Origin of the sequence: Cricetibacter osteomyelitidis, from assembly GCF_004340985.1 — a bacterium.
GTDB classification, from domain to species: domain Bacteria; phylum Pseudomonadota; class Gammaproteobacteria; order Enterobacterales; family Pasteurellaceae; genus Cricetibacter; species Cricetibacter osteomyelitidis.
Genome location: NZ_SLYB01000002.1, coordinates 120,519 through 145,773, shown reverse-complemented (window position 1 = coordinate 145,773; position 25,255 = coordinate 120,519). Strand labels below are relative to the sequence as shown.

At 42.6% G+C, this 25,255-nt stretch carries 23 protein-coding genes; 11 read left to right on the top strand and 12 right to left on the bottom strand.

Going from position 1 to position 25,255, the window contains the following annotated elements:
- Positions 1-96: 96 nt before the first annotated feature.
- A complete protein-coding gene (locus EDC44_RS01815; RefSeq protein ID WP_131974793.1) occupies positions 97-957 on the bottom strand; it encodes a rhomboid family intramembrane serine protease in 861 nt (286 codons plus the stop codon).
- Between the two features lie 56 nt (positions 958-1,013).
- Between EDC44_RS01815 and EDC44_RS01810 the strand changes: the two genes are divergently transcribed.
- On the top strand, positions 1,014-1,325 hold the full coding sequence (locus EDC44_RS01810; protein ID WP_131974791.1) for a DUF5389 family protein: 312 nt from the start codon (positions 1,014-1,016) through the stop codon (positions 1,323-1,325).
- Here the strand turns inward: EDC44_RS01810 and EDC44_RS01805 are convergent.
- Positions 1,322-2,860, bottom strand: coding sequence for a YifB family Mg chelatase-like AAA ATPase (locus EDC44_RS01805; RefSeq protein ID WP_131974789.1), 1,539 nt, complete (start codon positions 2,858-2,860; stop codon positions 1,322-1,324). The two genes, EDC44_RS01810 and EDC44_RS01805, sit on opposite strands and share 4 nt — an antisense overlap.
- A 208-nt stretch (positions 2,861-3,068) precedes the next feature.
- On the opposite strand from EDC44_RS01805, the gene EDC44_RS01800 reads away from it, so the two are divergent.
- Complete coding sequence (locus EDC44_RS01800) at positions 3,069-3,713, top strand: TfoX/Sxy family protein (protein WP_131974787.1); 645 nt, start codon at positions 3,069-3,071, stop codon at positions 3,711-3,713.
- 91 nt (positions 3,714-3,804) lie between these two features.
- On the opposite strand, the gene mutS is transcribed toward EDC44_RS01800, so the two are convergent.
- The 3 genes from mutS to zapB form a co-directional block, all read right to left on the bottom strand.
- Positions 3,805-6,384 (bottom strand): DNA mismatch repair protein MutS, encoded by a 2,580-nt coding sequence (gene mutS, locus EDC44_RS01795; RefSeq protein WP_131974785.1) that lies wholly within the window; start codon positions 6,382-6,384, stop codon positions 3,805-3,807.
- A gap of 97 nt (positions 6,385-6,481) precedes the next feature.
- Complete coding sequence (gene ilvY / locus EDC44_RS01790; RefSeq protein WP_131974783.1) at positions 6,482-7,360, bottom strand: HTH-type transcriptional activator IlvY; 879 nt, start codon at positions 7,358-7,360, stop codon at positions 6,482-6,484.
- Positions 7,361-7,428: 68 nt separating this feature from the next.
- Entirely contained in the window at positions 7,429-7,668 is a 240-nt protein-coding gene (gene zapB / locus EDC44_RS01785) for a cell division protein ZapB (protein ID WP_131974781.1), read from the bottom strand.
- 185 nt (positions 7,669-7,853) lie between these two features.
- Between zapB and glpX the strand changes: the two genes are divergently transcribed.
- A complete protein-coding gene (gene glpX / locus EDC44_RS01780; protein ID WP_131974779.1) occupies positions 7,854-8,879 on the top strand; it encodes a class II fructose-bisphosphatase in 1,026 nt (341 codons plus the stop codon).
- A gap of 56 nt (positions 8,880-8,935) precedes the next feature.
- On the opposite strand, the gene EDC44_RS01775 is transcribed toward glpX, so the two are convergent.
- Positions 8,936-9,442, bottom strand: a complete 507-nt coding sequence (locus EDC44_RS01775; protein WP_131974777.1) for a DUF2301 domain-containing membrane protein — start codon at positions 9,440-9,442, stop codon at positions 8,936-8,938.
- 238 nt (positions 9,443-9,680) lie between these two features.
- Between EDC44_RS01775 and asd the strand changes: the two genes are divergently transcribed.
- The 3 genes from asd to menH all read left to right on the top strand — a co-directional run bounded on the left by asd (position 9,681) and on the right by menH (position 14,174).
- Positions 9,681-10,793, top strand: a complete 1,113-nt coding sequence (gene asd / locus EDC44_RS01770; RefSeq protein WP_131974775.1) for an aspartate-semialdehyde dehydrogenase — start codon at positions 9,681-9,683, stop codon at positions 10,791-10,793.
- A 162-nt stretch (positions 10,794-10,955) separates the two neighbouring features.
- Positions 10,956-13,385 carry a DNA topoisomerase (ATP-hydrolyzing) subunit B gene (gyrB, locus tag EDC44_RS01765; RefSeq protein ID WP_131974773.1) on the top strand — a complete coding sequence of 810 codons (2,430 nt, stop codon included), beginning with the start codon at positions 10,956-10,958 and terminating at the stop codon, positions 13,383-13,385.
- Positions 13,386-13,436: 51 nt separating this feature from the next.
- A complete protein-coding gene (gene menH / locus EDC44_RS01760) occupies positions 13,437-14,174 on the top strand; it encodes a 2-succinyl-6-hydroxy-2,4-cyclohexadiene-1-carboxylate synthase (RefSeq protein ID WP_131974771.1) in 738 nt (245 codons plus the stop codon).
- On the opposite strand, the gene yihA is transcribed toward menH, so the two are convergent.
- Entirely contained in the window at positions 14,149-14,760 is a 612-nt protein-coding gene (gene yihA, locus EDC44_RS01755) for a ribosome biogenesis GTP-binding protein YihA/YsxC (protein ID WP_131974770.1), read from the bottom strand. The genes menH and yihA overlap by 26 nt on opposite strands.
- A gap of 98 nt (positions 14,761-14,858) precedes the next feature.
- On the opposite strand from yihA, the gene EDC44_RS01750 reads away from it, so the two are divergent.
- Together EDC44_RS01750 and EDC44_RS01745 are read left to right on the top strand one after the other, a co-directional pair.
- Positions 14,859-17,594, top strand: a complete 2,736-nt coding sequence (locus EDC44_RS01750) for a M16 family metallopeptidase (protein WP_243647876.1) — start codon at positions 14,859-14,861, stop codon at positions 17,592-17,594.
- Between the two features lie 263 nt (positions 17,595-17,857).
- A complete protein-coding gene (locus tag EDC44_RS01745; protein ID WP_165870212.1) occupies positions 17,858-20,479 on the top strand; it encodes a TonB-dependent receptor plug domain-containing protein in 2,622 nt (873 codons plus the stop codon).
- Between the two features lie 200 nt (positions 20,480-20,679).
- Here the strand turns inward: EDC44_RS01745 and EDC44_RS01740 are convergent, their stop codons facing one another.
- A complete protein-coding gene (locus EDC44_RS01740) occupies positions 20,680-21,297 on the bottom strand; it encodes a cation efflux transmembrane domain-containing protein (protein ID WP_131974766.1) in 618 nt (205 codons plus the stop codon).
- 70 nt (positions 21,298-21,367) lie between these two features.
- Between EDC44_RS01740 and EDC44_RS01735 the strand changes: the two genes are divergently transcribed.
- Positions 21,368-21,763: a MerR family DNA-binding protein gene (locus EDC44_RS01735; protein ID WP_131974764.1), complete on the top strand. Its 396-nt coding sequence runs from the start codon at positions 21,368-21,370 to the stop codon at positions 21,761-21,763.
- Positions 21,764-21,832: 69 nt separating this feature from the next.
- Here the strand turns inward: EDC44_RS01735 and EDC44_RS01730 are convergent, their stop codons facing one another.
- The 3 genes from EDC44_RS01730 to EDC44_RS01720 form a co-directional block, all read right to left on the bottom strand.
- The gene (locus EDC44_RS01730) at positions 21,833-22,579 is read right to left on the bottom strand and encodes an SDR family NAD(P)-dependent oxidoreductase (protein ID WP_131974762.1); all 747 of its coding nucleotides are present in this window, start codon (positions 22,577-22,579) and stop codon (positions 21,833-21,835) included.
- Between the two features lie 15 nt (positions 22,580-22,594).
- Positions 22,595-22,882 (bottom strand): YciI family protein, encoded by a 288-nt coding sequence (locus EDC44_RS01725; protein ID WP_131974760.1) that lies wholly within the window; start codon positions 22,880-22,882, stop codon positions 22,595-22,597.
- 65 nt (positions 22,883-22,947) lie between these two features.
- The gene (locus EDC44_RS01720; RefSeq protein WP_131974758.1) at positions 22,948-23,502 is read right to left on the bottom strand and encodes an NAD(P)H-dependent oxidoreductase; all 555 of its coding nucleotides are present in this window, start codon (positions 23,500-23,502) and stop codon (positions 22,948-22,950) included.
- A gap of 122 nt (positions 23,503-23,624) precedes the next feature.
- On the opposite strand from EDC44_RS01720, the gene EDC44_RS13130 reads away from it, so the two are divergent.
- Positions 23,625-23,918, top strand: coding sequence for a LysR family transcriptional regulator (locus tag EDC44_RS13130; protein WP_243647875.1), 294 nt, complete (start codon positions 23,625-23,627; stop codon positions 23,916-23,918).
- On the top strand, positions 23,909-24,529 hold the full coding sequence (locus tag EDC44_RS01715; RefSeq protein ID WP_243647874.1) for a LysR substrate-binding domain-containing protein: 621 nt from the start codon (positions 23,909-23,911) through the stop codon (positions 24,527-24,529). The genes EDC44_RS13130 and EDC44_RS01715 overlap by 10 nt, the downstream gene beginning before the upstream one ends.
- 35 nt (positions 24,530-24,564) lie before the next feature.
- On the opposite strand, the gene EDC44_RS01710 is transcribed toward EDC44_RS01715, so the two are convergent.
- Positions 24,565-25,185, bottom strand: a complete 621-nt coding sequence (locus EDC44_RS01710) for a LysE family translocator (protein WP_131974756.1) — start codon at positions 25,183-25,185, stop codon at positions 24,565-24,567.
- Between the last annotated feature and the right edge of the window lie 70 nt (positions 25,186-25,255).

The window sequence follows — 25,255 nt, the reverse complement described above, 5'->3', positions numbered from 1 at the left end:
AATAAAGTGCGGTTGGTTTTGAAATAGTTTTCTATTATAACGATTATAGAAAATTTTGCGATAGTCAAAAAATCACATGGTTGACAATTAAGATCGCTAAAAAACCTGATTTTTCTTATAGCTATCCACCAACGCCACAAACGCTCCTAATACCAACCCCGTAATATGGGCGGTGTTGCCGATAGAAATGCCCCATAACGGACCGGCAAAGCCGATTAAAATTCCCACAATCAGCATTGTGGCAAAACCTTGCGGCAGTTTGAAGCAGTTTTGTCTGGTGATGTAATCGGCGGTGAATACATAAGCTAACACACCGTAAACTACACCGGATAAACCAAAGAAATGCGGGCCAGAGATGATGTTTTGTGCCACACCGGAACCAATACCGGCCAACAGATAAATTAAAATTAACTTGCTCGTACCGCATTGTTTTTCAATGGCATTGCCGAAAATCCACCACCAGGTTAAGTTAAATGCCAGGTGCCAGAAGGATAAATGCACCAAAGTATGACTGAAATATCGCCAGATTTCTGCTTGTTCACCCAGATATTCCGGATAGCCGAACCATTCGCGGATTGGGAACAGTTCTAAAAAATCCAAAGCATACACAATCAAGCAAAGTGCGGTGATAAAAAGGGTAAATTTTCCATTATTGGATAAAAATTTTTTCGCAGAGAAATTTTTTATTTTTTCACCGCTCTTTTTTGCTATCGTGTCAGTGGTTTTAGTATCTCCCGCTTCCCAGCTGGAGTTCTGATAGCGGCTATTGAACGGGTCTTGCAAAAATGCGTTTTTTTCCTGTTCGATACGGGCGAAATCCGGATGTGTTTCATCAATATAAACAGCGATTCCGTCATTATTGTTTTCCAATATCAACTCCGCATTGTATTTCGCTCGAATGTAATCGCGAAACCACCACGCAAACTGAGCTATTTCAGACTTAAATAATAAATGCATTTTATTTCCTTTTTTATGCTAATATCTCCCGACATTGTACTCATTTAGGAATAAAAATGGAAAAAGAATATTCGCAAGGTTTCAGCCCGTTTTTCTGGGGCATAGCCGCGTTTTGTCTGCCGATTTTTTTATGGCCGCTGGCGTTGGTGACATCCACTGCATTGTTGGAAAATCCTAATTTGCCTAAAAATCATGGCCTATTTATGGCTTATGTGTTTTGGTTTTATCCCTTTGTACTGGGCATTATTGCTCGTTTTGCAGTGAAATGGCATCCGGCTAAACCACAAGCTGCCAAACTCTTATTAATTACCTGTGCCATCATTTTTTATGCACTGACTGCCTATATTATTATGGTGGGATTTCACTAACTTTCCATATTGGATAGCCGCTGCAACAGACGATCCATTGCCCGATAACCCAAGGCTTCCGCCAGATGTTGTCGGGTAATTTTGGGATCGCCGTTGAGATCCGCAATGGTACGGGAAACCTTTAAAATACGATGGTAAGCCCGCACTGACAACCCCAATTTAGCCAAGGCATTTTCTAAAAACACCGCATCATCCGTATTGAGTCTGCAATCCCGTTCAATTTCTTTACTGCTTAAATGTGCATTTACCTTGCCCGCTCTGGCAAGTTGCAGTTCACGAATTTTCAATACTTTTGACCGCACTTTATCGCTAGATTCACCACGATCGCCACTGTTTTGTAATGCACCTTGCGGCAATAACGGCACTTCGATAGATAAATCAAAACGATCTAAAAACGGGCCGGATAAACGGTTTAAATACCGCATAACCTGTTGCGGTGATACCCGATTATGATTGCCTTGATAATGCCCGGTAGGGCTGGGATTCATTGCTGCCACTAGCTGAAAACGGGCAGGAAATTCCACTTTAGCGTTCGCCCGCGAAATCACAATATTGCCGGATTCCAAAGGTTGCCGCAAAGAGTCTAAGACTTTACGTTCAAATTCCGGCAGTTCGTCTAAAAAAAGTACGCCATTGTTGGCTAAAGATATTTCGCCGGGTTTAGGAATTGAGCCTCCACCCACTAAAGCTGCTAAAGATGCACTGTGGTGCGGTGCCCTAAAAGGGCGCTGTTTCCAATTGCTGTAATTCAGTTCGTTGTGTACCAAACTGGTGATTGCTGCGGTCTCAATGGCTTCTTGTTCCGTCATTTCCGGCAATAACGCGGTTAAACGGCTGGCCAACATAGTTTTGCCGGTGCCGGGCGGGCCTAAAAATAACAGATTATGCTGACCTGCGGCGGCAATTATTAATGCCCGTTTGGCGTGCTGTTGACCGATGATATCCGTTAAATCCAAGGTTGAAACTTTCGCAAAATCCACCGCACTTTGTTGCTGTTGCAGTTCATTGGCCAATGACAAACCGTCTTCATTATTTAAAAATCCCACCACATCTAACAAAGTTTGAGCAAAATAGGTTTCGGCATCCGACACCAGCGATGCTTCATTGGCATTTTGTTCCGCAATGATAAGTCTGCGTTTCGCCTGCTGTGCCGCCAAAATCGCGGGAATTACCCCGTGCACGCCGCGAAGCTGTCCTGTGAGTGCTAATTCACCCACAAATTCAAATTGTTGCAGGCGATCTGCATCCATTTGTCCGGAAGCCGCTAAAATTGCCAAGGCAATCGGCAAATCAAAACGACCGCCTTCCTTCGGCAGATCTGCCGGGGCGAGATTAACCGTGATCCGCTTAGCAGGATATTTAAACCCCACACTCATCAAGGCACTGCGTACCCGATCACGGGCTTCTTTTACCGTAGTCTCCGGCAATCCCACCAAAGTAAATGTAGGTTTTCCGTTACTTAAATGCACTTCAATAGACACCAAGGGAGCCTGCACGCCCATTGATGCCCGACTATATACAATCGCTAAACTCATTTTGCTTCCTCTGCGTAATAAACATGCTAAAGAAATTAAAATAAAAATACAGCTAATCGTGAGTATTAACTGTATTTTTTAATAAAATTTGGAAGCAAGTTCACAAAATAAAGAAAAAATTTCTTTTTTTCTTTATATTCCTTCTGGTTATATGTTATAAACATTTATTCTAATAATCTATATATGCATAAGGAAATGTATAAAAATTATGATGAAAGAAATTCTTGATCTTCAAAATGAATTAACTGAATTATTAGGACCAATTACAGTTAAAAAACTATTTACAGGATATGGCTTCTTTTCTGAAGAACACATGTTTGGCATTTGGTGCAATGGTCATTTTTATGTGCGAGCCGAGAATGATTTGGCTGATTATCTTTGTTCTATGGGAGCAACTCATTGGATTGAGGATTGTAAAATGAAATTAGCTATCAGCCATTACTATTTAATTTTAGATGATTTAAAGACAGATAAAGACAATTATCAAAAACTGTTGATTTCCTCTATTCAACAAATAAAGTCGAATAAGACAAAGTTTATAATGAAAAATACAGAAAGAATTAGGAATCTTCCAAATTTATCCCTTAAACATGAGAGATTACTAGGAAAGATAAATATCCATTCTGCCTCAGAATTGTACATCGTTGGTGCCGAAGTGGCATTTGCCCGGTTAAAAAAGTATTATGCTTCTAATATTACATTAAATATCTATTGGGCGTTGTTAGGTGCATTAAAACGTAAGTATGTCGATACTCTTACTCAAGTAGAAAAGATGAATGCATTGACTAAGTTAAATAAAGTTTTGGCAAATATGGGATTGAAAGAAATTAATATTAACTATTATATCAATTAATTAACAATCAAATGATAAACCGCTTATTGTAGGAAACGCTTCAGACCATTGACAAACCCACCTAATTTCTAAAATCAGGTGGGTTTGTTTTTTACACCAGCTTTTTCAACTGATACAAATACGCCAACGCCTGTTTCGGGCTGAGTTCATCCGGATCAAGCTGTTCTAACATTTCCCAGACAGCGGTTTTACTGTCGTCTTCCGCCATTAAAGTAAGTTCGCCTTGTTGTTGATTGAATGTTCGCAGATCTTGTACCGTTTGATTATTATTTTGCTGGGAAAGTTTTTCCAGCTGATGCAATTTTTGTTTTGCCAGCTTAATCACATTTTGCGGCACACCGGCCAGTGCAGCCACGGCTAAACCGTAGCTGCGGCTGGCTGCTCCGTCTTGTACGGCGTGCATAAAGGCAATGGTGTTATCGTGTTCCAAGGCATCCAAATGCACATTTGCCGTGCCCGCAAGCTGTTCCGGCAACACGGTGAGTTCAAAATAATGAGTGGCAAACAAGGTGAGCGAACGCAGTTTTTTCGCTAACCATTCCGCACAAGCCCAAGCCAAAGATAAACCGTCATAAGTGGATGTGCCGCGACCGATTTCATCAATCAGCACTAAACTTTGATAGGTCGCTTGATGCAAAATGTTCGCCATTTCCGTCATTTCCACCATAAAGGTAGAACGGCCGGAAGCCAAATCATCCGATGCACCGATACGGGTAAAAATGCGGTCAACAGGGCCGATCACCGCTTTTTCCGCCGGTACAAAACTGCCGATATAAGCCATTAAAACAATCAATGCCGTTTGTCGCATATAGGTACTTTTACCGCCCATATTCGGGCCGGTGATAATAAGTAAATGCCTTTGCGGATTAAGCAACAAGGGATTAGCGATAAACGGCTCTTTCAACACTCGCTCTACCACAGGGTGACGACCGTTTTCAATGTCGAGCCCGATTTCATCGGAAAACTCCGGACATACATAATTCAAACAGTCCGCCCGCTCTGCCAGGTTGGCCAAAGCATCTAATTCTGCCAAAGCAATACCCGCTAACTGTAATGCCCCTAAGTGCGGTAATAATTGATCGAAAATTTCATCATACAACTGCTTTTCCAGAGCCAGACTGGCACCCTTGGCTTTTAGCACTTTGTCTTCATAGGTTTTCAGTTCGGGAATAATATAGCGTTCCGCATTTTTCAATGTCTGACGGCGAACATAATGAATAGGGGCTTTGTGTGCCTGCCCTTGGCTGATTTGAATGTAATAGCCGTGCACCGCATTGAAACCTATTTTTAAGGTATCGATACCTGTGGCCTCTCGTTCACGCAATTCCAAATCATCTAAATACTGCGTCGCTCCATCCGCCAGGCTACGCCATTCGTCTAATTCTACGTGATAGCCCGGTGCAATGACACCGCCGTCACGGATCAATAGCGGTGGGCTGTCGATAATCGCCCGTTGCAATAAATCGCAAAGCTCGGGAAATTCATTAATTTGTTGTGAAAGAGCGGTTAAATTCGGCGAAATTTTGATAATTTGCTGAATAGCCGGAATTTGTTCTAAGGCAGAGCGTAATCTTGTTAAATCCCGCGGTCGCGCGGTGCGTAATGCCACGCGAGCCAAAATTCGCTCCATATCACCCACTTGATGCAATAAAGGCTGCAGTTCATTAACCAGCTCATTTTGCAAAATAGATTGAATGGCTTGCTGGCGTTGTTGTAATTTTTCCACATTGCGGATAGGCTGATGGATCCATCGTTTTAATAAACGGCTACCCATTGGGGTTACGCAATGATCCAGCACCGATGCTAAAGTATTCTCTGTGCCGCCCGCTAAATTTACCGTCAATTCCAAATTACGGCGGGTTGCGGCATCTAACAGCACATTGTCGCTATTTTGCAACAAGCTGATGCTTTGAATATGCGGCAGTGCAGTGCGTTGGGTTTCTTTGGCATATTGCAGCAAACAGCCCGCCGCACACAATCCCAGCACCGCTTTTTCTACCCCGAATGCTCGCAGATCTTTGGTACCGAATTGAGTATTTAACAACTTAATGGCGGTAGTGAGTTCAAACTCCCACACCGGACGGCGGCGTAGGCTTTTCACCTGTTCAATTACGCGACGATCATCCATTTCTTCGCAATACAGCAATTCCACCGGAGCGATACGCTGCAATTCTGCCTGCAAACTCACCGCACTTTCTTGTTCGCTCAACTGAAAACGACCGGACGTCATATCCAGCGTTGCCAAGCCGAAACGGTCTTTTTCCTGATACACGGCGGCGATCAAGTTATCCTGCCGTTCCGGCAGCAACGCTTCATCGCTTACGGTTCCCGGCGTAACCACCCGCACAATCTTACGCTCCACCGGCCCTTTGCTGGTGGCAGGATCGCCCACCTGTTCACAAATAGCCACAGGCTCCCCCAACTGCACTAGCTTCGCCAAGTAGCCTTCTACTGCGTGATAAGGCACGCCGGCCATAGGAATCGGCTGCCCTGCCGACTGCCCGCGTTTTGTTAAGGAAATATCCAACAAGGCAGATGCTTTTTTCGCATCATCATAAAACAGCTCGTAAAAATCCCCCATTCTGTAAAACAACAGAATATCGGGATTTTCCGCTTTGAGTTTGAGATATTGTGCCATCATCGGCGTATGCTGTTGAAGGTTATTGTCCATAAGAATTGCTTTTTTGACTGATTGAAATTGAAGGATATTATAGCGGAAAGCAGGGCGTTGCAAAAGTGCGGTCAAAATCACCGCACTTTTTCGTTTTTTATTCCAAACTCTGCCAGAATGCCTTGATCAACGGATCATTTAAACGCTTTTTTTGTACGCAAATGCCAAGCTCAAACGGCTCTATCGGAATATCCGTTTCCAAGTAAGATACCTGGGTATTCATCGGACTATGTTTAATCACCACATCCGGCAACATGGCTAAACCAAAGCCTAGTGCCACCATCGGTACAATACCTTCGTGACCACTGACCGTAGCATAAATTTTCGGGTGTTTGATTTTCTTCTGCTTAAACCATTGGTCGATACGTTGACGGGCCGGACCTTCCACCGGCAGAATAAACGGCACTTGCTGCCAATCAATCGGTGATTGCTGCAATAATTGGGTGGACACGCAAGCCACTCGCGGAGCGATTAATGCCAAATCAATATCATCAATATAATGAAATTCCACGCCGGAGGGCAAATTCAATGGTCGACCGGATAAGGCCACATCCGATTGCTGTGTTTGAATATTATGCAATGCCATAGCAGGATCGCCGGTAGTAAGCTGAATTTCCACTTTCGGATAGCGGCTGCGAAAATGGCTGAGAATTTGCGGTAAATGACTATATGACGCGGTGACCGAGCAGAACAAATGCAGTTCACCGGAAAGCTCTGTTTGTTCCGATTGAAAATCATGTTTAAACTGCTGCCATTGTTGCCATTGAGCTTGAGCGAAAGGCAAAAATCGTTCACCTGCTTCCGTGAGTTCCACTTGTCGGTTATCACGAAAAAACAAGGTTTGCCCCAACTCCTCTTCCAACCGTTGAATTTGCCGAGTAAAAGTGGACGGCGACATGTGATTTTGCACTGCACTTTTGCTGAAATTACGGCTTTCGACTAAATGTAAAAACAGCTTAAAATCGTTAAAATCCATAATATTTCGGAGAAATTTGATAAAAAACCCGCTATTTTTCAATAACGGGTTTAAAAATTAACGATAAATTAAACGTTATCAATTTTACCTAACAATGAACGTAAACGTTCCTGCCAGTTATTATGTTCATTGCGTAATTGCTCGTTTTCGTTACGTAATGTATCACGTTCCTGACACACGTTATTTTTTTCAGCGTCTAACTGATTGATGCGTTCGTTTTTTTCTTCAAGTTCTAATTGAAGCAATTCGATGGTTTCAACCGCTTGTTTAATTTTTGCTTCTAATTGATCTAAAATTTCAAAAGACATTTGCCACTTCCTTTAATTGGGTTCGAATTATCAATATTGCATTATTCTAGCCTAGTTACCACGATTATTAAACAGCAAATCCAAATAAATTAGAAAATTTACCTATTTTCGAGTAATTCCATTACTTAACGGATTTTGTGGTGGTAGAATAAACTAATTTTATTTTTCTAATTAAGGATCAAAAAATGAACAGAGCATTAGCCATTGAATTTTCAAGAGTGACCGAAGCCGCCGCTTTAGCGGGATTTGCCTGGTTAGGACGTGGGAATAAAAATGCGGCGGACGATGCCGCCGTGAGTGCAATGCGATTTATGTTGAACAAAATCGAAATGCAAGGCGAAATTGTGATCGGCGAAGGTGAAATCGACAAAGCACCGATGTTATATATCGGTGAAAAAGTGGGTAGCGGTGTTGAATCCGGTATCGGAGAGAAAGTCACTATCGCCGTTGATCCTATCGACGGTACTCGCATGACCGCAATGGGACAAGCCAATGCTATTGCCGTATTAGCCGCAGGTGGCGAAAATACCTTCTTGCAGGCACCCGATATGTATATGGAAAAATTAGTCGTCGGTCCGCAAGCCAAGGGGATGATTGACTTAAACCTATCCTTAGAGCAAAACCTACGCCGCGTAGCATCTAAAATGGGCAAACTGCTTTCTCAACTCACCGTGGCAACGCTGGATAAACCCCGTCACACCGAAGTGATTAAACAAATGCAAAATCTTGGTGTGCGAGTGATGGCAATTCCTGACGGCGATGTTGCGGCTTCCGTATTATGCTGCCTGCCCGATGGTGAAGTGGATATGCTTTACGGCATCGGCGGCGCACCGGAAGGAGTGGTTGCCGCGGCGGCAATTCGTGCTTTAGGCGGTGAAATGCAAGCCCGCTTAATTCCCCGTAATCAAGTGAAAGGCGATAGTGAAGAAAACCAACGATTAGCCGCTGATGAAATCCGTCGCTGCAAAGAAATGGGCGTGGAAGTAAATAGCGTATTACAACTCACCGACTTAGTGCGTGACGACAATATCGTGTTCTCTGCCACCGGCATCACCAACGGCGATTTGCTCAAAGGCATCCATCGCAAAGGCAACCTGGCATCCACTGAAACCTTAGTGATCCGTGGACGTTCCCGCACCATTCGTCGCATCCAATCAATGCACTATTTAGACCGAAAAGACACCGCACTTTATCGTTTGATTGGGGCGTAATATATCACTCAAACTAAAACCCTTTATTGCTTACACAATAAAGGGTTGTTTTTTATTTATACCTGATACTTCGTCTTATCGCCAATATCAAAATGCAGTGGCATTCGCCATTTTTGAATACTCAATACTAACAGCAATAATCCTGCGATGGCAGAAAAAATCTGTACGCCGAGAGATAATCGAAAAGCTAAAGAAAACCATAGTCCTGCCACAAAAATCGGTTGGAAGTTTAAGCCAAATACGCGGAAGCAGAAATATTCTTTAAAACATAACCCGCCGATAGTAAGCAATGCACCGCCGAGAGCAATAAGCGGGAATCCCAGCAGATAAAATACCAATGCGATCCAAGTCGCCATTTGCAGTAATAAGCGGAAATTTTTCAGATAAATATGCAGTGATGAAGCACAGCAAATTGCTGAAATTAAGATGCCAATTTTGGCGATTTCCGGTTGGAAAGGCAAAAGTGCGGTGAAAATTGCGGCTAAAACAAAGCCTGAGCGGTAAATAATCACAGTAAGATTATCTAACGCATCCATCGGTGATTGAATATGCGGATCAGCCATTTTATATCCTTTTTTCAGTGAATTTATGGAATTATTGTATAACGTTCGGCAATTTTTGTTCAACCGTTGTAAGCAAAAGAAATTTAATCAATCTTGTTTATTTTGTAAAAAATCTTAACGTTTATTTATTTTTATTAAAAAACAACAAAAAAACACTTGATTTTATCGGGGTGATCTTGTAATTAATTAACCTATTCAAACACAACAAATCTAACTTTAACAATTAAGGAAAACAATTATGAAAAATGTCGGTTTTATCGGTTGGCGCGGTATGGTCGGTTCAGTATTGATGGACCGTATGAAAGATGAAAATGACTTCGCCAATATCAACCCAACGTTCTTTACCACATCGCAAGTAGGTCAAAAAGCCCCGACTTTTGCCGATAAAGATACAGGCGTATTATTAGATGCAAACGATGTTGAGGCGTTAAAAACCCAAGATATTATCGTAACCTGTCAAGGCGGCGATTACACGAATGAAGTGTATCCTAAATTACGTGCGGCCGGCTGGAAGGGTTATTGGGTGGATGCAGCTTCTGCATTACGCATGGAAAAAGATGCCATCATCGTATTAGATCCGGTAAACCAACACGTAATTTCCGATGGTTTGAAAAACGGCATTAAAACTTTCGTAGGCGGCAACTGTACTGTAAGCCTAATGTTAATGGCATTAGGCGGTTTGTTTGAACGTGATTTGGTTGAATGGGTTTCGGTCGCGACCTATCAGGCGGCATCCGGTGCCGGTGCGAAAAACATGCGTGAATTAGTGTCGCAAATGGGGTTATTAGAACAATCTGTTTCTGCTGATCTTACAAATCCGGCATCATCAATCTTAGATATTGAACGTAAAGTTACAGCACGTATGCGTGCTGACGACTTCCCGATCGATAACTTCGGCGCGGCATTAGCAGGTTCATTAATTCCTTGGATCGACAAATTATTACCAAGCGGTCAAACCAAAGAAGAATGGAAAGGTTATGCGGAAACTAATAAAATTTTAGGTCTAAGCGACAACCCGATTCCGGTTGACGGTTTATGCGTGCGTATCGGTGCATTGCGTTGCCACAGCCAAGCCTTCACCATCAAATTAAAACAAGATGTGCCGTTAGATGAAATTGAGAAAATCCTGGCATCTCACAACGAATGGGTGAAAGTGATTCCAAACGACAAAGAAACCACTTTACGCGAACTCACGCCAGCGAAAGTTACCGGTACATTAAGCATACCGGTAGGTCGTTTACGTAAATTGGCAATGGGCCCTGAATATTTAGCGGCATTTACCGTGGGCGACCAATTATTATGGGGGGCGGCAGAGCCAATCCGCCGTATCTTAAAACAATTAGTGGCGTAATCCCCTAAAACCTTCTTAAACCGAACCACACTTTAGCTGTGAATAACCGCTGAAGTGCGGTTGTTTTTCGTTTAATTTTCACCGTGCTAATCTGTTGAAAATCTGCTATAATCTTTCAAATTCTTTACAAATAAAAATCCTTATAAAAATAAGAGAAAAACTATGTCAAATAACACTGAAAATACGGAATATGGTGCATCCAGCATCAAAGTTTTAAAAGGGCTTGATGCGGTGCGTAAACGTCCCGGTATGTACATCGGCGATACCGATGACGGCACCGGTTTACATCATATGGTTTTTGAAGTGGTGGATAATGCCATCGACGAAGCGTTAGCAGGCTATTGTAAAGATATTATCGTAACGATCCACGCCGATAACTCCGTTTCCGTGCAAGACGATGGCCGCGGTATTCCTGTCGGGATTCACGAAGAAGAAGGCGTGTCTGCGGCACAAGTTATTATGACAGTATTACACGCCGGCGGTAAATTTGACGATAACTCTTATAAAGTTTCCGGCGGTTTGCACGGCGTGGGTGTATCAGTAGTGAACGCCTTATCCGATAAATTGCAACTGACAATTTACCGCGAAGGCAAAGTGCACGAACAAATTTATCATTTGGGTGAACCGGAAGCACCGTTAGAATCAAAAGGTTCGACGGATAAAACCGGTACTACTGTGCGTTTCTGGCCAAGTCCGCAAATCTTTACTATTACCGAATTTGAATACGATATTTTAGCCAAACGCTTGCGTGAATTGTCATTTTTAAATTCCGGCGTTTCCATTAAATTAATCGACAAACGCAATGACCGCCAAGATCATTTCCATTACGAGGGCGGTATTCAGGCATTCGTAGAATATTTAAATAAAAATAAAACTCCGATTCACGAAAAAGCCTTTTATTTCAGCACTGAAAAAGATGATATCGGCGTGGAAGTGGCGTTACAGTGGAATGACGGCTATCAAGAAAATGTGTATTGTTTTACCAATAACATCCCGCAACGGGACGGCGGTACACACTTAGCCGGTTTCCGCGGTGCGTTAACCCGTGTGTTAAATAAATATATGGAAGACAACGCCAGCAAAGCCAATAAAAAAGACAAAGTGGCCACATCCGGTGACGATGCCCGCGAAGGTCTAGTGGCGATTGTTTCCGTGAAAGTGCCGGATCCCAAATTCTCATCACAAACCAAAGAAAAATTGGTATCGTCAGAAGTGAAAGGCGCGGTGGAATCTGCAATGGGCGAACGTTTGCAGGATTATTTATTGGAAAATCCGAATGATGCGAAAATCATTGTGAGCAAAATCCAAGAAGCGGCTCGTGCCCGTGAGGCGGCACGTAAAGCCCGCGAAATGACACGCCGCAAAAGCGTATTGGAAATCGGCGGTTTGCCGGGTAAATTAGCGGACTGCCAAGAACGGGATCCGGCACTTTCCGAGTTATATATCGTGGAAGGGGACTCTGCGGGCGGTTCGGCAAAACAAGGACGAAACCGCAAAAACCAAGCGATTTTACCGCTCAAAGGAAAAATTCTGAACGTAGAAAAAGCCCGTTTTGACAAGATGCTATCATCGCAAGAAGTAGGCACATTGATCACCGCCTTGGGCTGCGGTATCGGTCGTGACGAATACAATCCGGACAAACTGCGTTATCACAACATCATTATTATGACCGATGCGGACGTGGACGGTTCTCATATTCGTACGTTATTACTGACATTTTTCTATCGTCAAATGCCGGAATTAATCGAACGCGGTTACGTATATATTGCTCAACCTCCGCTTTATAAAGTGAAAAAAGGCAAACAGGAACAATATATTAAAGATGATGAAGCAATGACTCAATACGAGTTGGCTATTGCCTTAGACGGCGCATCTTTATATGTAAATGAAAATGCCCCGGCAATGAGCGGCCTGGCGTTGGAAAATTTGGTGTCCGAATATAACGGCGTACAAAAAATGATTGACCGTTTATCCCACCGTTATCCGACCGCTATTTTAAACGAATTGATTTATCACCCGGAATTAACGGAAACCTTAATGCAAGATGAAAGTGCGGTGGATTCTTGGGCAAAATCTTTAGTAGAAAAACTCACTGCAAAAGAAAGCAGCGGCAATCATTACAGCTATCGCATTCAATTTAACAACGAACGTAGTTCTTATGATACGGTGGTCACTGTGCGTACGCACGGTATTGATACGGATTATTTCCTAGACTATCACTTTGCCAAAGGTAACGAATATGCCCGTATTGTGAAATTGGCGAAACAATTGGATAACCTGTTAGATGAAACAGCTTTCATTATGCGTGGTGAACGCAAAGTGCCGGTGAAATCTTTTGCCGAAGCCATTGATTGGTTGGTGAAAGAATCCCGCCGCGGTCTCTCCGTGCAGCGTTATAAAGGATTAGGCGAAATGAACGCGGAACAATTATGGGAAACCACAATGGATCCGAACGCCCGCCGTATGTTGAAAGTGTCCATTAAAGATGCGGTAGCGGCAGACCAGCTATTCACTACCTTAATGGGTGACGAAGTAGAACCCCGTCGCGAGTTTATCGAAACCAACGCATTACACGCGAATTTAGATATTTAATCGTAGAGTGGGCATAATATGCTCACTTTTTTATTTCCCTGCAAAAAATCTATGTATATCATCTTTCTCCACGGCTTGCTTGGCACAAAATCCGATTGGCAAAAAGTCATTGAAAAACTACCGCACTTTTATTGTATGGCGTTGGATTTACCGTTACACGGTGAGGCTAAATCAATGAATGTGCAGAATTTTGACGATATTTGCGACTATCTTGCCGATAAAATTCAAAAATTGGTTAATGAAGAACCTTATTATTTAGTAGGTTATTCTTTGGGCGGACGTATTGCATTGTATTATGCGTTACAACATCAAAAAACAAGTAATTTAAAAGGTTTGATTTTAGAAGGAGCTAATCTTGGTTTGCTAACGGATGCGGAAAAACAAGCCCGCCGGCAAAATGATTTGGCTTGGGCAACACGTTTTGCTCAAGAACCCGCAGAAACCGTGCTGGATGATTGGTATCAACAACCGGTGTTTGCTCATTTAACGCTTGAACAGCGACAAAGTTTAATTCATCAACGTAAAGGCAATTGCGGAGCTAATATAGCTCAAATGCTGCAAGCCACATCCCTTGCGGTACAACCGGATTTTCGCGAAAAAGTGCGGTCGATTTTACTGCCGATTTATTATTTTTGCGGAGAAAAAGATCAAAAATTCCGCCAAATGGCACTAGCCAATCAACTGAATTTAACCTTGATTTCCAACGCCGGACATAACGCACACAGCGAAAATCCGGCGGAATTTGCACAAAAGTTAGAACAAATTATTCTTGCGAAAAATTCCCGCTAAACCACTCGTCCAATTTAGCCGAAAGTTTATCAATACCGATTCGATTTAATGCCGAGTAGGCTTCCACTTGAATATTCCCTTGAAACGGTAAAATTGCTTCACGTACCATTTTCACCTGCTTACTGCGGGCACTTTGGCTGAGTTTATCCGCTTTGGTCAATAGCAATAACACCGGCAAATCCGACGATACCACCCATTCAATCATTTGCTGATCCAAATCTTTTAAAGGGTGGCGGATATCCATTAAAATTACCACGCCTTGCAGACATTCGCGTTTTTGCAAATATTCGCCCAGTGCTTTTTGCCATTTAATTTTCATCTGTTCCGGCACGGCGGCATAGCCATAACCCGGCAAATCCACCAGCTTACAATTGGGTTCCACTTCAAATAAATTGATCAACTGCGTACGCCCCGGTGTTTTAGAGGTGCGGGCTAAGTTTTTTTGATTGGTCAATGCGTTTAAAGAAGTGGATTTTCCCGCATTGGAACGACCTGCGAAGGCAATTTCAATACCCGTGTCCTCAGGTAAATGGCGGATATCCGGTGCACTGGTGAGAAAATGGGTTTTATGGTAATTCAGTTTCATTTTTGCTTCTCAATCTAATAAAAAATTTGCTTAAGGATAGCATAAAATACGCTATAATCCGACATTTGGATTTATCTTCAACAAACTTGGAGCCAAAAGTGCGGTTATTTTTCGGATTATTTTTAGCTGTTTTTTCCGTTTCTGCCATGGCAGAAGTGAGCCAGCCTATTCAGGGTAAATTGGATAACGGTTTTCGCTATACTATTTTACCTCTGCATAAAGACAAAGGTCGTTTGGAAGTTCGGATCAAAGTGGATGCCGGATCGGTGGATCAAAAAGATCACCAACACGGCGTTGCTCATATGGTCGAGCATATGGTATTCCGTGCTACGCAAGCCTTTCCGCAAGGGGTAATGGATTATTTGCACGCCAACAAATGGGTGCGGGCAAAAAATTATAATGCTGTAACTAATGCCGTTTCAACCACTTACATGTACACGCCTCCACAAGGTGCCGACTTAGATCAAGTCTTGCAAGTAGCATCTCAAATGCTATTACACGCCAACCTGACACAAGCAGATTTGGATAAAGAACGCAAAATCATCACTGAGGAATGGCGTTCCGGTCAAGGTGTAGGCTCAAGAATGGCGGAAATGCGAAATAATTCCGTACGTTATAATTCCCGCTATACCCGCAGTCCGGTAATCGGTACACAACAAGCCATTGAACAAATGCCGGCAACGGAATTGCAAGATTTCTATCATATTTGGTATGTGCCGAATAATATGCAAGCCTTGATTATGGGGGATGTGGATGAAAAAAGTGCGGTAGCATTATTGCAAAAATATTTCGGCAATACACCAAACAAAGCGGTACCAAATCGTGATTATATCGACCCGCAGCTCACCAATAATTTACGTATCAACAAACTGCAAGACCCACGCTGTGGCGTAAGCCAAGTGGCATATATTTGGCGGTTCGATGAAAGCGCCGGCAAAGGGACAGGTGAACAATCATCGCGTAACCGTTTGATTGATCGCCTCACATTGGCAATGCTGACCCAGCGCGTTCGCAATCAACAAGAAAACCTGCCGAAAGATGTGAAGGCCTTGATGGTGCGTAAATCGGAACTCGGCAATCACACAGGAATTTTGGGTATTTTTGCCGCCGTAGAAAACCAAGCTCATTCGCTTGCATTGCAACAAATTTTATTGGAAATCGAACGGGTTAAACAATATCCGTTCACTCAAGCCGAATTGGATAAGCAAATCGCACCAATTCAAGAACAACTGGATTTTGCGAAAAAACGTAATAACGATCGAAATTTTGATAGTTGGATGCAGGTAATGATGAATACGGTGATGTTGGATAAACCGTATAAGACCCAAACGGAACTAGGACATTTCAACGATCCATTACTGAAAAGCATCACGCTTGCAGATGTGCAACAGCGGTTAAATGAATGGTTTAACGCTCAAGATCGTATCGTGCAATATCAGCCGCCACGTGACAGCCAAATTGAACCAATCACGCAAGAAATGGTGAATCAATGGGTGAAAAATGCTCAAACAGCCAAGCTCGAAGCACCGCAACAAGAGAAAGAAATTGTGCCGATGACCTTATTGCCATTGAAACAACAAGGCAAAATAATCAACGAAACGCAATTTGCAGAACAAAATGTCATTCACTGGATGCTATCAAACGGCGATAAAGTGGTTTGGTTGAAATCACCATTAGCGAAAGATAAAACCTATCTTAACGCTCAAAGTTCGGCTGGTTTCCAAGCCAAAGAATTGAATAACTGGCAAAGCCAAGTAGCATCGCAATTAATTGCTCAAAATGCACCGTTAGACTGGCGGATTGAACAGCTAAATTTGTGGAAAAAAACCAATAAAGTGAATTTAAACATCAGTCAAAAAGCCCGTATTTTAAGTTTATCCGGTCAAAGCGATAACGAACATTTTGCGGATTTATTGCGTTTATATGTGGCAACACAGCGGGAAACACAAGTAAAAGACGGTGTGGATGAAATAAAAAACGAGCTGACAAAACAAATTAATTTACAGCAGGAAAACAGCCTTGAATTGCAAAAAATCAAAGCTATCTCTGAGTTTCGTTTCGGCAAATATGAAAACGACAGTTTACCAAAAGACAAAGCGGATTTAGACAGATTAACCGCTCAGGATTTGAATCGACAATGGCAGATAATGACTTCCGCACCGGTAACCTATTATATTGTCAACAATCTCACCGCAGAGCAAATGCAAGAGCAGATTGTGCGTAATCTGGCGAGTATTCCGCGCCAACAAACCTTAACGGTAGAGCCCTTATTGCCGTTGGCAGGCAGTGCAGAACAGCAATTTGCCTTTAATTTAGAACCAAAAGATGATGTGGATATTTGGTGGTTCACACCGCAACAATGGCAAGGCAAAGATGCCGTCGTGGTGTCTTTACTGCAAAATATTGCATCGAATAAATTAAAATTGGCGTTGCGGGATAACAAATCCGGCGTTTACAGTTTGCGTTTTGAAAGCCGTTTAAATCCGGAAACCCAGCGGATTGAAAGCGGATTGAAATTTACTGCCAATCCGGAAAACACCCAAATATTAGTAGATGAAGCGAAAAAAGTCCTAGCAACCTTTGCCAAAGACATCACCGAGCAAGACGTCAAACAGGCAAAAACCGTTTTTATGGAAAGCGAAAAGAACCGTTTGGAATCGGTGGATACTTGGATGAATCGCTTGATTTTAAGCGAAAATAAATACCAAACTCCGCAATATCTCAGTGAGATGCAACATTTAGCGGACAATATCACCTTAGAGAATCTTAAAACTATGGCAGAAAAACTGTCATCAGATAATGTGAAAGTGTTTGTAACCACTCAAAAGAAGTAAACGAGCAAAATTTAAGAACTATCTAAAAACCTTAGATATTTTATTTTTACTATAAAATAACCTATATTTCGGTATGAAAAAAATAATTTCATGTGATAAAATAATAAACAATAATAATTCTTATTAAATTTTATTAATCCAAATGAAGTTTTTATTGATGCTCTGTTTTTTGAGTGATATGTCGTTTTAGCACATAAATTAATATAAAGTGCGGTCATTTTGACCGTACTTTTTTGGTCTGAATCTAATATCTATATGTAGGAATCATCTATGCAAAAAACAAAAATTGCATTATTTATTACAACTGTCATGCTTGGCAATATGACTTTTTTGGCATATGCCGAGGAAAACACAACACAACACAGGATAACTTAGCTGAAGACGATAGCACAACTGAATCTTCGGAAAACTTCTCATCTGAAACTCTTGAAACTATTGTTGTTTCAAGCACTCCATTCAGTCAACAAGTTGGCACGCAAAAAATTACGGAAGAACAGATCAAAAACCGCCCTACCGGTAATGGCAATGTCACAGAATTATTAAAAAACAATCCTTCTGTTCGTTTCGCCAATCGTGCCGACAGTTCTAATACTGCCGGCGAAATTGCACCAAATGAAGTTTCCATTCATGGTGAAAAATTCTATAACAATAATTACACTATTGATGGTTTATCTAACAATGATAATATCAATCCGGGGGCAAATAATGGTCAGTTAAGCGCTATTTCTCCTGATGGATACAGTCCAAATGATTTGCCTGCCGGTGGTACTCAATCTTTTTGGTTAGACACCGGTTTGTTAAAAAATGTGGAGGTCTTTGACAGTAATATTTCTGCAAAATACGGTAATTTTACCGGTGGTGTGATTAATGCAGAAATTAAAGATCCTAGTTTTGATCGTCATAAAGGACGAGTATTCTATCGTACCAGTCGTGATGCGTGGGCTCATTATTTTATTGATGAAGCAGATAAAGAAGAGTTTTACCAAGCAACAAAAATTTATAACCAACCGCAATTTAAAAAAGAGCAATATGGTATTGAAGTCAACCAACCATTAAATGAAAAAGCGGCACTTTTATTTTCTTACAATCGCACCGAATCAAAAATGCCTTTTTATGATACGGGTCTTCAAGAGTGGCAAAATCAAAGCCGTATGAGTGAAACCTATTTATTAAAAGGAATTTATTTGCCTGAAAACGGTGATTTATGGCGTGCAACCTTAATGTATTCACCACATGAGTCTAAATATCCAAAACAATATATTAAAAACGGGTATTTCACAAATACCGGCGGCGGTATCAGCTTTAATTTAGACTGGGAGCGCGATCTTTCTTGGGCAAAAATGAAAACCCAATTTGGTTACAAAAGAACAGGTAATGAAATAGAACATGAAGGCGGAACGACTTATCACGACTACCATAAAACAGCAAGTATTGATTGGTGTAGTGTAAGAAATTCTAGTGGTACTTGTATACGTAGCCGTATTGGTGGATATGGTACATATAGCACAAAAAAAGAAACATATAGCGTTAAACAAGATTATGAAGTTAATGCCTTTGATACCGGTAGCATAGAACATAAAATCGGCTTTGGATGGCAAGTTGATTTAGCTAATGCAAAATATAAGCGCGATAGTGATGTTTATACTTATTCTAAGTATTCAACCACCAATGCGGCAAATGTAACAAACTGCACTGAATGCATTGCCGGTGAGCAATATGCAACAACAAGAACATGGTTTCCCGCACGTAATGTGAAAGCTCAAGATAATGTTTATTCTTTCTATTTGGAAGACAGTATGCAATGGAAGCGCTTAAATGTAATTTTTGGTTTACGCTTTGATCGCAGCCAATTCTTAAGTAATAACGACATTGCACCGCGTTTTTCCACATCTTATGATGTGTTTGGGAATAAGAAAACACATATTTTTGCCGGTTTAAACCGTTATTATGCGAGTTCTATTTTGGCATATAAATTACGCAATGGTATTGGCACTCAGATTACACAGAAAAGAACTTTAAGTGGTACAAGCCTAACTGATTGGACAACAACGGCTTCTACAACGGGAAGTGTTTCAAACTCCTATGATGTATCCGGTTTAAAAACACCTTATAGTGATGAAATATTACTTGGTTTTTCACAAAAAATCGGAAATTCTCTTTGGACATTAAAATGGGTACACCGTAAAGGGCGTGATCAATTTACTCGTTCTACGGAATATGATTCAAATGGTAAACCACGATATCGAAAATTAGTAAACGGTGGTGGTAGTGAAAACCACAGCTTTACATTGTCCGCTTCCTCACTTAAACCGATAGAATTTAAATATGCAAAAATTGATTGGGAATTAGGTGCTTCCGTTACTCGCAGTAAATCAAATAATATGTATTATGATGCTACCTCTCTTGATCATAACGGTGTAACCAAAGCTATTTATGACAATAAGTGGTATGATATTGATGGCTTACCTTCCCTTGACTATAACACGCCTTGGGATACATTTTTATCTATTAATACTTATTTTCCCGGCTTACGTTTAAATTGGAATCAGCGTTTTAGTTACACAGCGGCATATACCGGATATACGCGCTCAACATTATATTGTGCGGATACAACATCTTCTAGAAATGCACTATGTGGCAACTATTATGACGGTGATGTATATAATTATGTTACTAAAAAATATTCTAACGCTTTTATCTTGGATTGGCGTTTTTCATATAAACAGCTAACATTTAAAGAGCAATTCTTAGAAATTACCGTAGATATTAATAATGTATTAAACCGGAAAGTGGCTATTTCCAGTCCGACCGGAACAACCGCCACATCCGGTACCAGTTATAAACTAGGCCGTAACTTCTGGCTGGGTGTAAGCTATAACTGGTAATCCCGATTCATTATAAAACATCAATATTCCTAGTCTTTGTGGCTGTAGCGGTTGTCTTAGCATACCAAACCGGATATTAAGACAACCGCTACCAGCTCAGTATACAATATGAAGAAATAGTTGAGCCGGTAGAGACAAGTTCTTTTAGTATTGCAAAGATACGTTGAGAAATTTCCTCAAAACTAACCGCACTTTTCCCTTCAACATTCACCTTTCAACTCCCCCAATGCCTGTTGAATAACGGTTTTACTTGCGCTCAAGGATAGCCAGACCATTATCAACGCTACCAATAAATCGGGGAATCTGGATTGGGTGAAATAAACCGCTACGGCGGCGGCAATAACAGCGAGGTTGCCGATGGCGTCATTGCGTGAGCAAAGCCACACACTTTGCATATTGCTATCGCCTTCGCGAAAGCGATAAAGCAGCCATGCCGAAAGCAGGTTGGCAAGGCAGGCTAATGTGCCAATCACGCCCATTTCACCATAGCTTGGCATTTCTCCCTGCAGTAAGTGGTAAAGCGTGGTAACAAGCACCCAAATGCCCACAACACCCATTGACAGCCCTTTGAATAAGGCGGCTTTGGCACGCAGTTGCAGTGCCTTGCCCAGCACAATAAGGCTGATAAGATAATTGGCGCTATCGCCTAAAAAATCGAGGCTATCTGCCAGCAGGGAAACCGAATTTGCCCGCCAGCCGGCAGCAATTTCAACCAAAAACATTGCCGCATTTAAGCCGAATACAATCCATAATATACGACGATAAGCACCGGAAAATTCGCCATCGGTTGATGTGGCGCAATGATGATGACAAGCCATAAAAATGTTCCTTTTCCAATCAAACAGATTTATACTCTAAACCCTGTTGTTAGCACAAGGTCAAGATAAAATGACAGAAAAATTTAATATTAAGGCACTCACCCAGCGTACCGGTCTCTCCCTTGAGACGATTCGTTATTATGAAAAAGTGGGACTAATCCGCTCGGAACGGGCGGTAAATGGCTATCGACTATTTGATCAGGCGGCAGTCGAACGGCTGCAATTTATCAAAAACTGCCGCTCCCTCGGCTTTTCTGTGGCAGAAACCCAAGCCCTTGTTCAATTAAAGCAGCAACCACAAAATGATTGCGAAAATGCCAATTTATTATTGGCGGAACATTTGAGTAAAATCGATGACAAGATCGCCCAACTGCAACAGATTCGGGCGGCATTGAGCGATTTACAAGATTGCGAAGCACATCGCATAAGCCAGTGCAAAGTGATGAAAGGGCTGGCGGAGTTATAAAAACCAGCGGTCGGGGTGGTAATGTTTTCTGCAAAATCGCCCCAAAAACCGACCGCTCTTTTTAAAGGCTTAAATCCCAAAGCCGCCATCCACGGCAATATCCGCACCGGTAATATAGGCGGATTGTTCGCCGCTCAAGAAAGCCACGACATCGGCAATATCTTTCGGTTGTCCGAAATAACCGAGTGGAATTAACGCCGTTACCCGATCTTTGTGAGCCTGTGCCTGCTCCGGTGTTAAGTCGGTTTTTTCATAAATCGGCGTTTCAATCGGGCCGACCGCCACGGAATTTACCCGAATGCCGTCTTTTGCCAGCTCTTTTGCCCACACAGCCGTCAAGGTTTTCAGTGCCGCTTTGCTGGCGGAATAGACCGACATATTCGGTAACGGTTGATTTGCCACCGCAGACGAAATATTGATAATCCGTCCTTTTGATGCTTTCAGCATTGGCAGGGCTTGACGGGTTAAATCCACCACCGCCCGTACATTGATGTTAAATACGCGATCAAATTCTTCTAAAGTTTGCTCGCCAATCGGGGTAACCGGTGCCATTCCGGCATTATTGACGATAATATCCAGCCGCCCAAAACGGTGCGCCACTTCACCCAACAGGGTCTTCACGCCGTCTGTATTGCCCACATCCACCGCAAGTGCGGTCAGATTTTGGTGTGCTTTTGCCGCTTCATTTAAGGTTTCGGCATTTCTGCCGGTAATGATGACATTCGCCCCTAATTCGGCTAAACGCACCGCTATCGCCAAGCCGATACCGCTTGCCGCACCGGTTACAATCGCGGTTTGGTTGGTTAATGTTGTCATTTTGTTCTCCTTATTTTATACCGCATAATCACTGATATTGGCGGCGATTTTTGCCGCATTAAATTCTTCAATTTTAATCGTCATACAGCCGTGCTGAATATAGGGATCTTGGGCAAAAGCCTGCTCCAGTGCAGCTTGGCTTTCTGCTCTGGCGATGATTACCGCTTGATTTTCATAGGTTTTACTGCGACCAAAAATTAAAAATGTGCCGTTTTCATATTGAGCATTCAGGAATTGAACGTGCTGTTCGTGCCATTTTTCGGCTAATTCGCTTGGGGTTACGGTTACATTCACAACAAACATATTTTCTCCTAATGGGTTGATTTTGCTATAAAAAAGGGGCTTTCGCCCCACATTATTTTCTACGATTAAGCAGCCTGAATTGCCGCAATTAAGCGTTGGGCGTGCTCACGGGCGGCTTGGCGTTGTACTTCAATCAATTCTTCGGTTTGACGGGCGGAATAGCTGACACCGTTGGTGTAAATCGGGGCTTGCAGTTCCAAACCGCACAAGATTGCGGTGCTTTCAAATTGGCACATATAGTCTTCCACATCGTGCTTCATTACGGCATCTTTGGCGTAAGCGGCTTTGGGTGCGCCGGTGGTAAAGGAAACGATCAATTTTTTACCGCCTAATTGCCCTTTTGAACCGTGGGAAAAACCGTGCAGGAACACTTCTTCCAGCCATAATTTCATCAAGCCCGGCAGGCTGTACCACGAAAACGGAAATTGAAAGACGATCACATCGGCGTTTAATAATGCCGCTTGCTCGGCAGCGATGTCGAATTGTTTGGTCGGGTAAAGCTGATCCAGTTTGCGAATTTCTACGTTTTTCAGACCGCTTGCCAGCTCGTCTAAAATCACGCTATTCGCCACGGATTCGCTTAAATTAGGGTGTCCGGAAATCACTAATACATTTTTCATTTTCTTCTCCTGATGTTGAATAAAAATGGGCGTTACCCTGAAAACGCTGTGTATTTTAGTGGATTTCATTATGTAGAAAAAGCTAGAATAACCTAATTGATTATTAGTTAAAAACAAAGAATATGCAGAGTTCAACCTTTGGGCAGTTAAACATTTTCCACGCTATTGTGGCGGCAGGCAGCATAATCGGGGCAAGCCGTTTGCTCGGCATTGCATCGCCCAGTATCAGCCAAGCCTTGAAATTATTGGAGCAGCATATCGGCTTGCCGCTGTTTCAACGCAGCACCCGAAAAATGACGCTAACGGAAGCGGGGCAACGGCTATATGACGACACCAAATATTTGGTCAGCTCGCTGGATTATGCTTTGGAAGGGGTCAAAGCCCTTAAAGAGCAACCACCGGTGCGGTGCGGATAAGCGTTGCCCGTTTCGCTTATTATCTGATTTTACGGCCGCACTTTGCCGACTTTTACCGCCGCTATCCCGATATTCAGCTGGAAATCGACATCAGTGAAAATCTTGACGATATGATCACAGACGGTTTCGATGTGGGGATTCGCTTTGGCGACAGGCTTGGTGAACAGTACATCGCCCGTCAGTTGCTGCCGCCAATGCAACTCGGTTTATATGCCGCAGCCGATTATCTGGCACAGCACGGTACGCCGCAAAGCCTGCAAGATTTAACCGCCCACCGCTTAATCGGCTACCGTTTTACCACCGCTAACCAAGTCGCCCAACTTACCCTGCAAAACAACGGGCAACCATTGACGATCACAATGCCAATGCCGTTGATTACCAATGATATTGACGTAGTGGCGGACGGCATTAAACAAGCGGTCGGCTTAGGGCGATTATTCACAAAAGTTGCCGAGCAGCGAGCCGACTACGCCGAATTAGTACCGGTGCTGCCGCAGCATTGGCTCAACTCGCCGCCGCTTTATCTCTACTACGCTAAAGGCAGTCAAAAAGCGAAACGGGTCGGGGTGTTGATTGATTTTTTAGTAGAGAAATGTGGGAAAGCCGAGTGATTAGTCTTGGTTTATATATCGCATTATTACTGAGGCTATCCCATTTGATATTGCAACAGGTTTTCTGTTATCAAAGACACTGCCAGCAACAGCATTGCCGCACCGGCGAAACGGGTGATCCATCTTGCATACTGTGGACGGCGGCGTAAGGTTAGCCCAATACCGACAGCCACCAAGGGATAAACCAAAGCACAGTTAGCAATATGGATAAGCCCTAACAACAAAATTTGAACCGGAATAGAAAGTGCCGCCTGTGAGCTTAAAAACGGTGGCATTAAGGCGATAAACATTAACAACACTTTCGGATTTAAACCGCTGACGGCAATGCCTTTGGCGATCCATTGCCGCGGCGTTTGTTGTGCCGCCGTATTTTCGCCAACGGTTGCCGGCGTTTTTAACACCTGCCAACTTAGCCACAACAGATATGCCGCCCCGAGAAACGTTAATCCATTTAATAGTAAAGGTTCGGCGGCAATTAACGCACCAATACCGGTCATCACGCAAAAGATCACCAGTAAATAGCCCAATAACATTCCTAACAATGCCCAACGAACCTTGCCTGCGACACCGGCGGTCAGCAAATATGCCCAATCCGCCCCCGGTACTAAAACCAATGTAAACGATAAAACCCAAAAGCCCATCATTAATGTTGTCATTCTCTTTCCCCTATTTTTGCACCTGTTGATGAGCCTATTATAAAAAACCGGCATTGAAATAGGTTTGCGG